We start from the raw sequence: 15,199 nt of genomic DNA on the forward strand, positions 1-15,199 counted from the left end.
CCATTAACCTTCGCACATATGACTTCCTTTTCCGGCCCCTCCAGAGCTCAAAAACGTCCTAAAATCATTCAAATATGTAAAAAAAGTCTGAAAATAGCCCTCGTCCTCTTTAAAATGTGGTATATCTGCTGAATCTCCCTAATAAACTGTACCAATCACCAACACAGATTTAGGGAGGCGAGACGTGTGCACGATTACATCAAAGAGCGAACAATCAAGATTGGCAAGTATATCGTCGAGACAAGAAAAACGGTGCGAACGATTGCGAAGGAGTTTGGCGTGTCCAAAAGTACCGTTCATAAAGACCTAACCGAACGCTTGCCAGAAATCAACCCAGAGCTCGCAAATGAAGTGAAAGAAATTCTTGAATATCACAAATCCATTCGTCATCTTCGTGGCGGCGAAGCGACGAAAGTGAAATACAAGAAGACCCAAGATGAGCCTGCTCAACAAATTGTAAAAAGTCGTCAATAATTTTTATTAAAATCATCCCTGTCTGAACAATCTGTGATAAAATTTACAATTAGGTATATCGTAATCAGTAGATACGATCATGTTCGGTTAACAGGGAGGAAAAAGAATCATGTTTGGTAGAGATATTGGAATTGATCTAGGTACGGCAAACGTCCTAGTCTATGTAAAAGGTAGCGGCATTGTTTTAGACGAACCATCCGTTGTAGCCGTGGACACACAATCAAAAAGAGTTCTAGCTGTAGGAGAAGAAGCGTTTCGCATGGTTGGACGTACACCAGGAAATATTGTTGCCATGCGCCCTATGAAGGACGGTGTCATCGCAAACTTTGAAATGACTGAATCGATGCTAAAGCATTTTCTTGGCAAGATTAATGTCAAAAGCATGTTCTCAAAGCCACGTATTCTAATTTGTTGCCCAACTAATATCACCTCTGTAGAACAAAAGGCGATTCGTGAGGCAGCAGAAAAGAGTGGCGGTAAGAATGTGTATTTGGAAGAGGAACCGAAAGTTGCTGCAATTGGAGCTGGAATGGATATCTTCCAACCGAGCGGTAACATGGTAGTCGACATAGGCGGTGGAACAACAGATGTTGCTGTTCTTTCAATGGGTGATATCGTCACCGCCTCTTCCATCAAAGTAGCAGGTGACAGGTTCGATTCTGACATCTTAACTTACATCAAAAAGAGGTATAAACTTCTTATCGGAGAACGCACAGCTGAGAACATTAAGATGCAAGTCGCAACAGTATTTCCAGGTGCGCGCGATGAAGAAATGGACATCCGCGGGCGCGATATGGTAAGTGGACTTCCAAAGACAATTACGGTACACTCAAAGGAAATAGAAGAAGCATTGCTTGAATCGGTTTCCTATATTGTACAAGCTGCTAAGCAAGTACTTGAGCAAACGCCACCAGAATTATCAGCGGACATCATTGACCGCGGAGTAATTTTGACAGGTGGAGGAGCGCTTCTGCATGGTATAGATCAACTTCTAGCAGAAGAATTAAAACTGCCAGTACTTGTAGCAGAAGACCCTATGCATTGTGTGGCAAAAGGAACAGGCATCATGCTTGAGAACCTTGACAAGATGTCTAGGAGAGTAAAAATTTAATTACATCTTTAATTCAACTGATACATGTGGCATTGGCGTAATCGATGCCGCATGTTTTCGTGCTTATCATAATGGTTTTTAAAATGGAGGAAAAACACGATGCTTAGAGGATTGTACGGCGCAGCAGCAGGGATGATTGCCCAGCAACAGCGCCAAGAAATGCTGACCAATAACCTAGCCAATGCGAACACACCAGGATACAAAGCCGACCAAGCATCACTACGTGCGTTTCCTAATATGCTCATTAGTGCACTGGACACAGAGACTCATAAAGGCGCATCTGCCCCAACGATCGGAGAACTTACAACGGGTGTCTACTTACAAGAGCGTATGCCAAACTTCCGCCAAGGAGACATTAATGAAACAGGCAATTCCACGGATATTGCTCTGCTTCAAGGTGTGATGCCTGAGGGGGAATTAGGACGCCCAGGTGCTTTATTTTATACAATTCAAGCTGGAAATGAAGGCGAAGTTCGTTACAGTCGGAACGGGAATTTTACCATTGATGGCGCTGGTTTTCTAACGACGACAGAAGGCCATTATCTACTTGGTACGAATGGACAACCCCTCGAAGTCGGTGATGAGAACTTTACAATTGATGAAAACGGTCTCCTAACTGCATCTAATGGAGATGCAGTTGGTCAAATGAATATCGCTTATGCAGAGGACCCGATGCTACTTGTCAAAGAAGGTAATGGCTTACTGCGCTTTACAGAAGAAGGGGAACTTCCTACTGCCATCGGAAATGCTGACATTAGCTTTCAGCTCCAACAAGGGTTTGTTGAACGATCAAATGTTGATGCATCGCAAACAATGACGGAGATGATGAATGCCTACCGCTCATTTGAAGCCAACCAACGCATTCTTCAAGCCTACGACCAAAGCCTAGAAAAAGCAGTCAATGAAGTTGGAAGGATCGGCTAATGGATAAGCAGAAAGTGAGGCAGGTACAATGAATCTAGCGATGATATCGTCCTCTGTGACAATGGGTCAATTACAACGTAAAATGGATACAGTATCACATAATATTGCAAACAGTAACACGAACGGTTTCAAACGTCGTGAATCCACCTTCTCGGATCTTTTATTCCAGCAGGTTAATAATCAAACGGATACACGCTATGAAACAGGTCGACTCACACCAAACGGTATACGTGTGGGTGCGGGAGCAAAGATTGCTCAAACCGCGCTTAGACTAGAGCAAGGTTCGATTAAAAATACGGATCGTCAATTAGACTTTGCGATCACCGAGCCCCATCACTTTTTTGAAGTGGAGTCGGTTGAAGGTGGACAAGCAGTTACCCAGCTCACTCGGGACGGGGCCTTTTATTTAAATGAAGATCCTACTAACCCGAATCGACTGACAATTGTAAATGGAAACGGTGAGTTTTTATTAGACGGAGCAGGGAATCGATTCTCCCTCCCAATGAACTTCACCGATATTAACCTTTCACCAACTGGACAAATTCAAGTAACATTAAATGATAATGAAACGACCGAAAATATTGGCCAAGTACAACTCATTCAAGTCTTAAAGCCACATCTACTTGAAGCACACGGTGACACAAGCTTTCGAATTCCTGACCTAGCTGCATTAGGATTAGTTGAGGCAGACGTCACCCAGCAAGTTCCAGGTGGTGAGGGGAAGCTAATGCAAAATGCGCTTGAGGCTTCGAATGTGAATATCGGACACGAAATGAACGAGTTGTTAAACATGCAACGACACTATCAATTCAATGCACGGGCCGTCTCGATGGCTGACGAAATGAACGGACTCATCAACGGAATCCGACGCTAATGTGCAAATGAGGAGAAGACGATGACTGAACAAGAAAGACAATCGACGACAACTGAACAAGAAACCACTCCTACTGAAATGGAACAGGAAACCCCTGTTGTAGTGGAAGAGGAGGAGGTGCCGAAAAAGAGACGCTTTGGCCTACGCAAAAAAGGTCCGAAAAAAGAACGAATTCGTCTCATTCCAATCTGGCTCCGTCTTATTATCGTAACCGTTCTTGTCGGCGGCTGTCTCCTTCTTGGAATCATCATCGGCTACGGTGTCATCGGAGACGGCGACCCATCTGATGCCCTAAAACCGGAAACCTGGTACCATATCATTGATCTCATGCAAGGAAACCAATAAACCACCCGTAGAGGTGGTTTTTTGTTGAGGAAGCGGGGGATGGGTACGTGTGTAGTGTGCGGTTCGCACATATAAGAGCCCTTCCGCTCATATAAAAGCCAGCTCGCTCATATAAAGAGTATCGCGCACATAAGAGCGGGAGATTCGCACATAAATGAGAAATCGCGCACATAACAGAGTGCGTATCGCACATAAATTCATTATTCCGCACATAAGCCGGTGCGCGGGTTGTGAGACTTGGTTTCCGCACATAAAAGAGTCCTTTCGCACATATAAAAGCCAGCTCGCTCATATAAAGAGTATCGCGCACATAAGAGTGGGAGAGTCGCTCATAAATGAGAAATCGCGCACATAAAAGAGTCCTTCCGCACATATAAAAGCCAGCTCGCTCATAAAAAGAGTATCGCGCACATAAGAGCGGGCGAGTCGCTCATAAACGAGAAATCGCGCACATAACAGAGTGCGTATCACTCATAAACTCATTATTCCGCACATAAGCCGGTGAGCGTGTTGTGAGACTTGAGTTTCGCACATAAATAAAACCTCTCTTCCCTCTCAATAAATTTGTAATTTTTTTATCTAAAAAGAAGGATTCACCCGAATAAGATCGAATAATTAAGAATATTGAAAGAAAATCGAGTGTTTCCTCGCAACACCCCGCAACTACAAAAAAATAGTAGGAGGTCTGATTATGATTTTAAAGCCCCGCAACACCCCCCTCACTCTGCACAGGCTTGAAGCGTTAATGAAACGCTTGTCCCCACATCATCCGCAACACGCCCTTATTGAAGATGAATATGCGAAACATGCAGCAGGTTACCGAGGAGAGCAACAGCTTGATTATTTCCTTGCTCCATTTATCCGAAAAGATATTCACATCTTGCATGATATCCGCCTTGAACTCGATAATCGTTACTTTCAAATGGACACCCTCATCCTTACTCCGCAGTTCCTTCTCATCCTAGAAGTGAAAAATTTAGTTGGGTCGCTTACGTTTGATCATCAATTTCAACAACTTCTGAGAAAAGTTGATGAGAAAGAGGACGTATTTCCAGATCCGCTCATACAGGTAAAACGCCAAGAAAGTTTTCTGACTGAATGGCTCACTCGTCAAAACTTCCCTTCCATCCCCATTACAACTCTTATTGTGATCGCCAATCCTAAAACGAAAATCCAAGCAAATGAACAGCATCAAGAAGCGATTAAAAAAATCACCCACGCTGCCAATGTCCCCAATAAACTTCTTCATTTACAACAGCACTATTCCCAACTTGCTTTATCAAATCAGTTATGCGAACAATTAGCTGATTTACTCCTCAAGGACAATCAACCTTATGATCAACCGATTCTCCCTTTGTATCAATTGAAGCAAGAAGAGCTTATTACAGGTGTCTATTGCCCTTATTGTCAAGCTCGTCCTATGAACCGTCTCCATGGCCGCTGGGAATGTCCAGCCTGCAATGCCATTTCCCATAATGCGCATAAAAGCGCCATCCGTGACTATGCTTTACTCATTGATCCAACCACTTCTAACTGTAAGCTTAGAACCTTCCTCCATCTCACCTCACGATTTACGACGAAACGACTCCTTCAAAGTGTTCGTGCTACACAAACTGGCGCTAATAAAGGGTCCACTTATGATCTGAGCAACCTTATAATCGCTCATAAAACTTCCGTACGCTCATAAAAATTCACATTCGCACCTAAAAATAAAATCCCGCACATAAACACGCCGACATCGCACATAACGTCAAAAAAATGCTCATATCGAAACTCACCACCTTCCATATGCTATAATAAACACAACCAAATCGAACTACTGAAAGGAAGATTAACCATGAGCAAACTAACGATTGAACAAATTAAAGAAATCATCCCGCACCGCTACCCATTCCTATTAATAGACCGTATTGAGGAGATCACAGAAGGCGAGCGCGCAGTCGGCATCAAGAATGTTACAGCCAACGAAGAGTACTTTAACGGACACTTCCCTGACTATCCTGTTATGCCAGGCGTACTGATCATCGAAGCCCTCGCTCAAGTAGGAGCCGTTGCTATGCTTAAAAAAGAAGAAAACCGTGGCAAGCTTGCCTTCTTCGCTGGAATTGATAACTGTCGTTTTAAACGCCAAGTCGTACCAGGTGACCAGCTTAAGCTTGAAGTAGAAATCACTCGCCTTAAAGGACCGATCGGAAAAGGACATGCTATTGCAACCGTAGACGGTGAAGTTGCAGTTGAAACTGACATTATGTTTGCCATCAAAAATTCATAATCCATTTTCATAAAGGCCGTCCGAATAACTACATAACACGCCACACAATCTTCATTCGGCCTCAAGTTGGCTTGCAACGATTCACATCTACTGCAAGTCGGCAAAAATAAAAAAAACGTCTTAAACCCCTGATGCATAAGCGTTTAACGTTGATTCGACATAATCCTTGTTTGTGATAAACTGTGTGACACCTTGTGAAGATGCCTAGATCTTACCAAAAAAACCTGCAATCTATAGACGGTGGTGCATAAGCTTGGTAAGATACACACAGACTAACAGCAAGGCATTCTGAGTCACGCACTCAAAAAACCAATAAGTTAGTCATATAAATAATCAGGGGGTATTATCAATGAAAAAATTTATGATGACAACAGCAGCAGCTGTATTATCTTTAAGTGTATTAGCAGCATGTGGCGAGCCAGCAGATGAGCAACAAGAGGATCCAGCAGTAGAAGATCCAGCAACTGAAGAGCCTGCAATGGATGAGCCAGCAGAAGATCCAGCTATGGATGAAGAGCCAATGGACGAAGAGCCAGCAATGGACGAAGAGCCAGCTGACGAAGAAGAAATGGAAATTGAAGAAGAAGGCGAAGATAACTAATTCTAGTCTGATTCTATACAAAAACCTCGCTAAGGCGAGGTTTTTTTCTGTGTAATTATTTCTTTCCTCAAAAAGCTGGTTTTGTCGAAAAATAATCGGGTTTGACGAAAAAATTTAATAGGCAAATACAAAATCTAGGAGTATACTAATCTAGAAAATTAAATATGGATTAGTGGAGGATGAAAGAATGAAGCGTCTGTTATCAATGTTGGTGGCTGTTGCACTATTATTAACGGTTTTACCTGTTTCAACTTTTGCACTAGATGCAAATGACGCTAGCTTTAATGAGTTTTTAAAAGAAATTGGATGGGACAAGCAAGACTATCTTGACTACTTAGAGAGTAAAGAATTAGATCTTTCTCAATATGATATTGATGAATTAGGGACACCTCTAACAGAAGATTCGATTCAAATTCTTCTACAAGATTACGATCTAACTCGAGATGAATTGAATAAATTACTTATTGAAAATGGAGATATTGAAGAGGGACAGGATGTTTTAGACATTGATTGGCTATTTTTTACAGAAGATTTAGAATGGTTTGTAGGTTTTTACCTAGAAGACGATTGGGGCACTCCTATCACTGAAGAGAACCTTCAAGAATTACTAAACGAATACGGATTTGCTAATAAAGAAGAATTAGAAAGCTTTCTTAATGAATTTGGTGATTCAATTGAGGATTATGAGTACATTGAAGATCTAGACTGGATTATTTACTGGTATATGTATGGGCACGAAGAGTTTTCACTAGATTTTGATGGCCTATTTTCAGAAATTGGTCTGACTAGTGAAGAGCTAGAGAGATTGATTAATCACTTTATGTCTCTAGACCTTGAAAATCCTGCTTTTCTTGATCGTCTAGTAGCTCTTAATGACCGTTTAATGGCTATTCCTGATTTTGAATCGGCATCAGAATTATCTGCTGAGGAGATTGCTGAGCTTCTATCAATCTTTGATGAAATGTTAGATCTTTTCCAACTAGATGTGAAGTATTATCTTGTGAAGGGTGATGAGAAGAAATCTATTTCGTTTGGGACATTGATGACAATGGACTCAACAAATGGATATGACCTTCTAATTGAACTTTACAATAAACAAGGGGAATTTTTAGCTGATATTTTGTTGACGGCAGACATGTTTGGATCAGACCTTATTAAGAATACAGGTGGCGACCTGAAGGAAGTTGAGAAGGCAATCGCGAAGCCTCAAGCTAAAAAAGAAGTGGAGAAAGTAGCTACGGCTCCAGTTAAAACGGTTAAAGGTGGCAGACTTCCAGATACAGCAACTGATTACGCGAACAATATGTTATTTGGCTTAGGTGCATTACTTGCAGGTGTTATTTTGTTCCGTAGAAGAAAAGTTGTTATGAAATAAAGAAACCAAGCACTGGAGGCAAGTTCTGATGAAACGTTTGATTATTTTAATGCTTTCTGTGGTTTTAATTGTCTCCGGGCTATGGTTTACCACCACAAATGGGTACAAGTTTATAAAGGGGTACCTACTCTTTAAGACCTCGGAAAGCCAGCAAACCGTATTGGCAGAGCCTATTGAGCGAGACGAGGAGCCAGAAGCTGAGACACCAGAGGTCGAAACAAAAGAGACTGTTGCTCCTGATGATCTCTATCCGGTAAGGCCGACAAAAGGTGAACATATCGGTGAGCTTTTGATTCCAAGTTTAAATGCGGAGCTGCCAATCTATCACGGGACTCATGAGGATGAATTGGAAAAAGGAGTCGGACACTTTGAAGGAAGTGTTCTCCCCGGGGAAAACGATAATTCTGTTCTCTCTGGGCACCGCGATACGGTGTTTCGTAAGTTAGGTGAGGTAGAAAAAGGTGAGCTTCTTGTCGTTCGCACGAGTGCGGGTGAATTCACTTATAAAGTAAGAAGAATGCGCATCGTTGATAAAGAGGATCGCACAGTAATCGTGCCAAAGCCCAAAGCAACCTTAACGATTTCTACGTGCTATCCATTCGACTTTATCGGAGCAGCGCCAGATCGCTACATTATTATGGCAGACCTGGTCTCTGCTGAATATGCAAATTAATACTAAAAAAGACCCTATCTTCCACGTGGAAATAGGGTCTTTTCTAGCTTGTTTTTAAGGTCTGATACGTAATGATAAGCTTATCTAACTCCTCGCTGCACTTTAAAACTTCTTTTGAGTTCATCCCGAATCGAAGGGCTGAGTGATGTAGCTCTTCACGCTTAGACTCGATCACTAAAAGCAAGTTCTCTTTATTCATAGTTTTCACCCGTTATGGTTGATTTTTTGACAGATTTCTATATAAATATAAGTGTACTTATTAGTAGTTATTTCCTATTCTACTGGATTTTCCAAAAAGATACCACTACTTTTACTTCATATTTAAAAAAATGTTTTTTTAGACAAGACAAAAGGTGATGACTGTTTAGTCATCACCTTGTTGAGCTTCTGATGTAAGAGGTAATTCGAGATGTTCTCTCAATTCGTTCGTAACTTGTTGGCGATCTTCCTCAGAAACAATGACGTAATAAATTCCGTCAATTCGTTCGTTTTCACCTGTCACAGCCATTTGCTCGACATTATGTCGTGCGCCTCGGTATTTCGATTGGATTTTCCACATCTCCGTTAGTGTCAAGTCCGTGCGAACAGAACTTCCAACTGTATCAAGAATCTCACCAGCTCTGGAGATAGAGGAAATGTCAGCTGCCTCTAAAATAACCGCTTCGACCACCTCACGCTGACGATCATTTCGCCCAAAGTCTCCTCTGGAATCTTCCTTTCGCATGCGTGAGTAAGCTAAGGCTTCTTCACCGCTAAGAACCTGCTCGCCTTCAGGAAAGGTGTACCCGCTCTGGCTAAAAGCAAAGTCATTATCGACTGTGACACCACCAATGGCATCAACAATTCCAATAAAGCCTTCCATATTAATGCTGACATAATGATCGATTGGAATATCAAGAAAATGCTCAACTGTATCAATCGCCATTTTTACCCCGCCCCATGCATAGGCATGATTGATCTTCTCCGTTGTCCCACGTCCGATTATTTCTGTACGGGTATCACGAGGAATGCTCAGCATTTTGATTGATTCTTTCTCTGGATTCACGGTTAGGACGATCATCGTATCCGAGCGTCCTTCGATTTCATCTCCAGTCGAGTCCACTCCTGCGAGTAAAAAGGACATTGGCTCACTTTGCTCGACATCGACTTTTTCTTCCCGTTTTTCCGACTTCTCTTCCTCGCGCTCAATAGGCTCATAAATATTTTGAGCTGTTTCATTAACAGAGGCCCACAAATAAATTCCAAATCCCGTAATCGAGAGAAGAACGACCACTGCAATCGCTATGAATACTCGTTTCATCACGCAACCTGCTTTCTATAAGTTATTGCCACTCATTATATAGGAAAAAGTATGAGATGGAAACGAGAAGGGGACGGCATGTAGAAACGAGGTAGAAAATTTCCAGTATTTTGCTGCGTTTGCTTAAATAAATGGGGGAGTTGCTAGAATGATTTCTAGGTTTGCAAGAATAAAAGAGGGAAATCACAAAAAAACATAGAAGATGCTTAATTTCCACCAAAAAAGACCGTTAGACTACAGCCTCAACGGTCTAAAATAACTGACCATTCACTAAGCGATACAACACTTCTTCATCCGACCACTCATGAGCTACAGCACCAGCCTTCATACGTGCCTCACTAAGCGTACCAGAGTAATAAAGCTGACCATCTTTTAATACACCGATTTCATCACATAAAAAAAGAACCTCTATGACATCATGCGTCGTATACATAATCGTTTTACCTTCCTTCGCTAACTGTTTAATTAATTGATTGATCTCAAATTTCGATTGAAAGTCAATGCCAACAGTCGGTTCGTCCATTAGAAGGATGTGTGGGTCATGAAGGAGAGCGATAACGATGTTCAACTTTCGCTTCATTCCGCCAGATAACGTCTTTACTTTGTCATTTGCTCGCTCACCAAGTCCGATCCTTTCTAAATGAGTAATTAGAGCTGATTTTGTGAGCTTTTTAGTGGAAAAAGCACTCCAATAACGAACATTTTCATATACCGTTACCTCCTCCCATATTGATAGCTCTTGAGGTACATAGCCGATAAGCTCACGGATTGGTTTTGCTTGCTTTTTGATGTCATACTCGGCGATCGTCACGTTGCCACCCGAGGCGTTAGTTACCGTCGCTAACACTTTGAGAAGGGTTGATTTCCCGGACCCATTAGCGCCAAGAAGTCCATATACTTGGCCTTTTTTAACGGATAAAGAAAGGCGATCAAGAGATTTCTTTTTGCCATACATTTTAGATACTTCATGCACCTCAATCATTTCAAGCCCTCCAATCGTTTAATGGCTAGAATAAGCATTCCGCAAGCGACAATACCAGTCATAAAAAAGGTATAGAGTGAAACTGAATGAGAATAAATCACCGCATGATGAGGAAGAAATGTTGAAGTCACGCGTAACCCTTCAGCTAGTTCATGAACGGGGATGATACTTCCTCCTACAAGGCTTAGTCCAACGACAATCATCATCCCAAGAATATAATAGCTAACAAGATTTTTACTCCAAGCAGCTAGCAAAAAGGAGATCGCCATACTCACACATCCAAATAGCATCATGCTAACGAATAAACTTACACTAGGCTCGACTTTATTTAAGTAGAGTAAAATAAAATAGGTAACCAATGTCTGCAACATAAAAAAGCTAACATACACCATGAAATGTACAACTAAATATTTTCTAATTCCTGCAAAAGTTGACCGAACACGAGGGAGGATCAACCCTTTTTCTCGGATCACCCAATCTGTCACGAGTATACTGATTAGTAGTGTGAAAAAGGTCCACATCCCTAGATACGGGTTCAACCAGTGTCCCGTCGTATCAACCGTTTCTCCACCATTAGAAATGTCTCTATAATCAATCGTAAGCAACGGTTCAGGGTCCCACTGGCTTTCACTGAATTCAAAGGTTTCCTGCCAAACAACATTTTCTCCGGCTTCCAATGGCAGCTCTAATAAACTCGATAAAACCAAGACGCGATCAGCAGCATTCACACTACTCGTCAATCGCACAACCATGCTGGCGATGATCTCATTGACTATCCCCGTCGTTAAGGAATGAGGGGAGGTCCACACCTCAATCGTCTCTCGTCGGTCCCCTCGTTTTAGCGCCGCTTCAAAGTCCTCCTTAATCACATAAACAGAATCGACTTCATGCCTCAAAAGCATGTCGGAAGCTTCATCGCGAGAGGTCGTGACGACAGAGATCCGGTCTTGATTGGAAATATGGTCGACAACAGCCTGTGAAAATGGTTGGTCGTCTTCATCTACTATAGCAATCGGAATCGCGATCTCTTGTTGGCCTTTTTCAACTAATGTCCCAAATAATAACACGCCGCCAATCGGTACCAAAAAGAGTAATAGCAAGGCAGTCGGCTTGAAAAAAAGTTTATACAGAACCATACGTAACAGCTTCATCAGACTATCTCGCTCCTTTTTGAACCAATATACCGAATGCAACGAAAATCAAGGATCCCATAACGAAGATGCCTAATGTTGATAAACCATTTGTAGCCCCTTGAAGAAGATCAATGGTTGCTCCAAGGGTCCAGAGGTTAATCGTCCATTCACTTAAGCTTCGTAACCAATCAGGGAAATAAAGGGTAGGAACGAAATGTCCACCTAGTATCGCTCCTATCAAAATGAACATCCAACTAATGATTTGCACACCTTGCTCTGATCGAATCCACAAAGAAATCCCGTAAAAGAAGCTGCTAAATAAAAGAGCGAGAAGAGCAATCCCAACCGCCAATAAGAACAAAGAGGCATGACCATCCGCTAGATAAACAGCTGGCAAGCCAACGGAAAGGCCCACTCCAGCAACGATCACTGAAGCACCAAGTAAGGTTGAGCCTGCAAAATGCCAATCGTCCATTCCGCGCGTACGTAAACGATCAAAGGTTGCCGTATCAAATGCTTGGCGCAGTAAAAGAACGATAAAAAAGCTCCACGTCATTATCGCTAAAACAAGAAAGGACCCGACATAATACATCACAATGTTTTCTTGAAATAACCCGCTGACTTGAACCTCTTCAAATACATCAAGTCTCCCCAGCGCATCGAGCGAAAAGGTCACGATATTTCGTTGCAGCTCACCTTGTCGTACGTCAACTGCGACATCTTGCTCCACCAAAAAGTAATGCACAGCGTTCACACCACTTTGTGCGGCAGAGACATAATGAGTAGCAGCGGTGAGAAGTTGACGGATCAGCGCGGATTGCAGCGGCTGACTGCTTTGGCCGATGACTGTTATGGGGGAGTTTACACCTTGGCGAAGATCCTCGCTAAAGCCTTCAGGAATAATCACCAATGCATCAAGCGTCCCTCCGGAAAGCATATCTTGACCTTGCTCTTCAGTCGTATCAATCGCCTCAATTACCTGTTCCACTTCTTCGTTATCAAACATCTGACCGATTGCTTGTTTCGTTTCAAATGTCTGATCCAAATCAACAACACCGACCGCCATTTTTTCGACCGCCTCACTTGGGGTGAGCTGGTGAGAAACAACGAGGCCAATCGCTGAAAATAGAAGAAGAGGAGCAACAATAACTGTTACTCCTAAGTTCAACTGCTTAATCCACATATTAAATTGAATAGTGAGTAAAGCGAGAATGTGCTTCATCCGACTCTCCTAGAATAAACCAAGCTCAAACATCAGTTGACCAAGGCGCATTTCAATATCTTCAGCAATTTGCATCATATCAAATTCAGTTAATTCCACCACATTAATGCCAGCGTCTCCATCTAGTGTTGGGAGAGAGACACTTTCAATGATCGTAGAATCCGACTCAAGTACAAAGGAAAGCGAGCCATTTTCAAATTGCTCATTTAGATCAATCGTGAAATCGTATTTATAAGAAGCTGCTTCATCCTTTAGATTGATATCCTTTTCTTGATTCAAAGTCCCTGTTAAAAGTGGTTCCATGCTTGAGATATCGTTTGACATAACCGCAAATGAACGCTCAACTTGCTGATCACCTGTACCTAATCCGAAAAATTCAGATTGCATCGACAGGCTAAAAGGTTCTGATGTTGTGCCGTATTCACTTAAAGAAACATTCAGGGTCATATCTTCTGTTCTCGAACCATCGCCTGCACCAATTAAGTTCGTATAAGCCACGTTCAGTTCAGCATCCTGCTGACCTTCAGGTGCTAACGTAACGACGGTTGCACGGTCGACTTCATTGTTATCAAGCTGTACATTTCTCGTTTCGACAAAAAGGTTGCCAGCTTCATTTGTGTTTTCCATCGAAATCGCTGTATTTATTTGACGGCTAATAATAATGTTGCTGTTATCGACAAGGATCGTCGATGTAAATCCATTAGGGTATTGAAGATTTTCTGCCTCTGCTTGCAGTTCTTCAAGTGCTTCTTTTATATCTGCTTGAAAGGTTTGAACATTAAATTCTTCTCCATCTAGAGCCAGTTCGAGTGTTTGTGCATCGGCAACCATCACAGCTCGTTCTGCGATTAATTGGTGAAGTTCATCATCAGCTGCTACGAATCCGAAAAACTCATTTGTAAACGCTGAAGCTTCCTCTGGTGAGAGCTCCATCACTAATTCGCGTAAGCTTAAGTTTGTGCCGCTGTACTCATAATCAACTTTTCCGTTATCTACAAAGTACTCATCTTTCAATGAATCCATGAAGAAGGTTGAGTACCTTGATTGAAGAGCCTCTTGTTCTGCTTCTGAGAGTTTAAGATCTTCCCAGCTGTATTGCACAGCTTCTAAGCTTTCTGGACCATCATAAAATGGGTCAAACATTCGCATGAATTCGCCATATTGATCAAGATTAATATAGAAGTACTCATCATAAAGGAATGGAATTTTTAGTCCGATTTGTTCGTTTGATTGGGCCATTTCCATTGTAAGAGCATCTGCTTGTTGAATGTTTAGACCAAGTTCATAAAAAGCTTGGTTTACAGTAGGGTCCATCTCTTGTGTCATCGTGATGGATGAAGAATTTAGAATTGATTGGATCATATCAAGTTCGGGGTCATATGTAGCTGCTTCCATATTCAACATTCCGCTAAGTGTTACTTCCGAACGTGAAGGGTTGGATAGTGTTAACTCATTAAATGCTAAATCCTCACCATACTTATCTTGAAATTCATCAGAAAGCTGTTCGAACGTTTTATATTCTGCATACAAGAAACGTTGCTTATCACTCATAAATAAACCCATTCCAAACGCAAGCGCTACAAAGCCAATTAATAGCACGGCAACAGAAGAAGCAATGATGATCATCTTCTTTTTTGACTTCTTAGGTGGCTCTGTTTCACTAGGCGTGCGGTGTTTTGGCTCCTCATATTCTACTGCTACAGCTGCTGCCGTCTCATCGACCTCGGTACCGCATGATGGACATACCGACGTACCTTGCTTCAGGGCCGCTCCACAATTTTTACATACCACTGGCAATCTCTCCTTTAACGATAGAATGAATAGAATGAAAACCTAGCCTCAACAAAAATATCTATTTTTCCATGAAACTGGTAACAAACACACTTAATCATAAGCCGAAATTACTTCTATTT

General features: G+C 42.0%; 16 protein-coding genes. 10 read left to right on the forward strand and 6 right to left on the reverse strand.

Annotated elements, in window-relative coordinates; translation table 11 throughout:
- Positions 1-186 precede the first annotated feature (186 nt).
- From spoIIID to AB3N04_RS12615, 10 genes are all read left to right on the forward strand, one after another.
- Positions 187-474: a sporulation transcriptional regulator SpoIIID gene (gene spoIIID, locus AB3N04_RS12570; protein WP_317121722.1), complete on the forward strand. Its 288-nt coding sequence runs from the start codon at positions 187-189 to the stop codon at positions 472-474.
- Positions 475-583: 109 nt separating this feature from the next.
- Positions 584-1,585 carry a rod shape-determining protein gene (locus AB3N04_RS12575; RefSeq protein ID WP_368503097.1) on the forward strand — a complete coding sequence of 334 codons (1,002 nt, stop codon included), beginning with the start codon at positions 584-586 and terminating at the stop codon, positions 1,583-1,585.
- A gap of 99 nt (positions 1,586-1,684) precedes the next feature.
- Entirely contained in the window at positions 1,685-2,509 is an 825-nt protein-coding gene (locus AB3N04_RS12580; protein WP_368503098.1) for a flagellar hook-basal body protein, read from the forward strand.
- Positions 2,510-2,537: 28 nt separating this feature from the next.
- Complete coding sequence (locus tag AB3N04_RS12585) at positions 2,538-3,383, forward strand: flagellar hook-basal body protein (protein WP_368503099.1); 846 nt, start codon at positions 2,538-2,540, stop codon at positions 3,381-3,383.
- A gap of 21 nt (positions 3,384-3,404) precedes the next feature.
- Positions 3,405-3,728 carry a DNA-directed RNA polymerase subunit beta gene (locus tag AB3N04_RS12590; RefSeq protein WP_047972781.1) on the forward strand — a complete coding sequence of 108 codons (324 nt, stop codon included), beginning with the start codon at positions 3,405-3,407 and terminating at the stop codon, positions 3,726-3,728.
- A gap of 691 nt (positions 3,729-4,419) precedes the next feature.
- On the forward strand, positions 4,420-5,415 hold the full coding sequence (locus AB3N04_RS12595) for a nuclease-related domain-containing protein (RefSeq protein WP_368503100.1): 996 nt from the start codon (positions 4,420-4,422) through the stop codon (positions 5,413-5,415).
- A gap of 150 nt (positions 5,416-5,565) precedes the next feature.
- Positions 5,566-6,000 carry a 3-hydroxyacyl-ACP dehydratase FabZ gene (gene fabZ / locus AB3N04_RS12600; RefSeq protein WP_047972779.1) on the forward strand — a complete coding sequence of 145 codons (435 nt, stop codon included), beginning with the start codon at positions 5,566-5,568 and terminating at the stop codon, positions 5,998-6,000.
- A gap of 349 nt (positions 6,001-6,349) precedes the next feature.
- Positions 6,350-6,601, forward strand: a complete 252-nt coding sequence (locus AB3N04_RS12605; protein ID WP_368503101.1) for a DNA primase — start codon at positions 6,350-6,352, stop codon at positions 6,599-6,601.
- A gap of 187 nt (positions 6,602-6,788) precedes the next feature.
- Positions 6,789-7,976: a processed acidic surface protein gene (locus tag AB3N04_RS12610; RefSeq protein ID WP_368503102.1), complete on the forward strand. Its 1,188-nt coding sequence runs from the start codon at positions 6,789-6,791 to the stop codon at positions 7,974-7,976.
- A gap of 28 nt (positions 7,977-8,004) precedes the next feature.
- Positions 8,005-8,649, forward strand: coding sequence for a class D sortase (locus AB3N04_RS12615; protein WP_368503103.1), 645 nt, complete (start codon positions 8,005-8,007; stop codon positions 8,647-8,649).
- Positions 8,650-8,692: 43 nt separating this feature from the next.
- Here AB3N04_RS12615 and AB3N04_RS12620 read toward each other — a convergent pair whose 3' ends face one another.
- From AB3N04_RS12620 to AB3N04_RS12645, 6 genes are all read right to left on the reverse strand, one after another.
- Positions 8,693-8,848: an aspartyl-phosphate phosphatase Spo0E family protein gene (locus AB3N04_RS12620; RefSeq protein WP_317121713.1), complete on the reverse strand. Its 156-nt coding sequence runs from the start codon at positions 8,846-8,848 to the stop codon at positions 8,693-8,695.
- A 165-nt stretch (positions 8,849-9,013) separates the two neighbouring features.
- Positions 9,014-9,949 carry an LCP family protein gene (locus AB3N04_RS12625; protein ID WP_368503104.1) on the reverse strand — a complete coding sequence of 312 codons (936 nt, stop codon included), beginning with the start codon at positions 9,947-9,949 and terminating at the stop codon, positions 9,014-9,016.
- 250 nt (positions 9,950-10,199) lie between these two features.
- Positions 10,200-10,931, reverse strand: coding sequence for an ABC transporter ATP-binding protein (locus tag AB3N04_RS12630; protein ID WP_368503105.1), 732 nt, complete (start codon positions 10,929-10,931; stop codon positions 10,200-10,202).
- Complete coding sequence (locus AB3N04_RS12635) at positions 10,928-12,082, reverse strand: ABC transporter permease (protein WP_368503106.1); 1,155 nt, start codon at positions 12,080-12,082, stop codon at positions 10,928-10,930. Before AB3N04_RS12635 ends, AB3N04_RS12630 begins: the two co-directional genes overlap by 4 nt.
- Positions 12,083-12,086: 4 nt before the next feature.
- The gene (locus tag AB3N04_RS12640) at positions 12,087-13,286 is read right to left on the reverse strand and encodes an ABC transporter permease (protein WP_368503107.1); all 1,200 of its coding nucleotides are present in this window, start codon (positions 13,284-13,286) and stop codon (positions 12,087-12,089) included.
- A 9-nt stretch (positions 13,287-13,295) separates the two neighbouring features.
- Complete coding sequence (locus AB3N04_RS12645) at positions 13,296-15,077, reverse strand: DUF6583 family protein (protein WP_368503108.1); 1,782 nt, start codon at positions 15,075-15,077, stop codon at positions 13,296-13,298.
- Positions 15,078-15,199 lie beyond the last annotated feature (122 nt).

This window comes from Alkalihalophilus sp. As8PL, assembly GCF_040939795.1.
In the GTDB taxonomy this organism is placed as follows: Bacteria; Bacillota; Bacilli; order Bacillales; family Bacillaceae_D; genus Alkalihalophilus; species Alkalihalophilus lindianensis.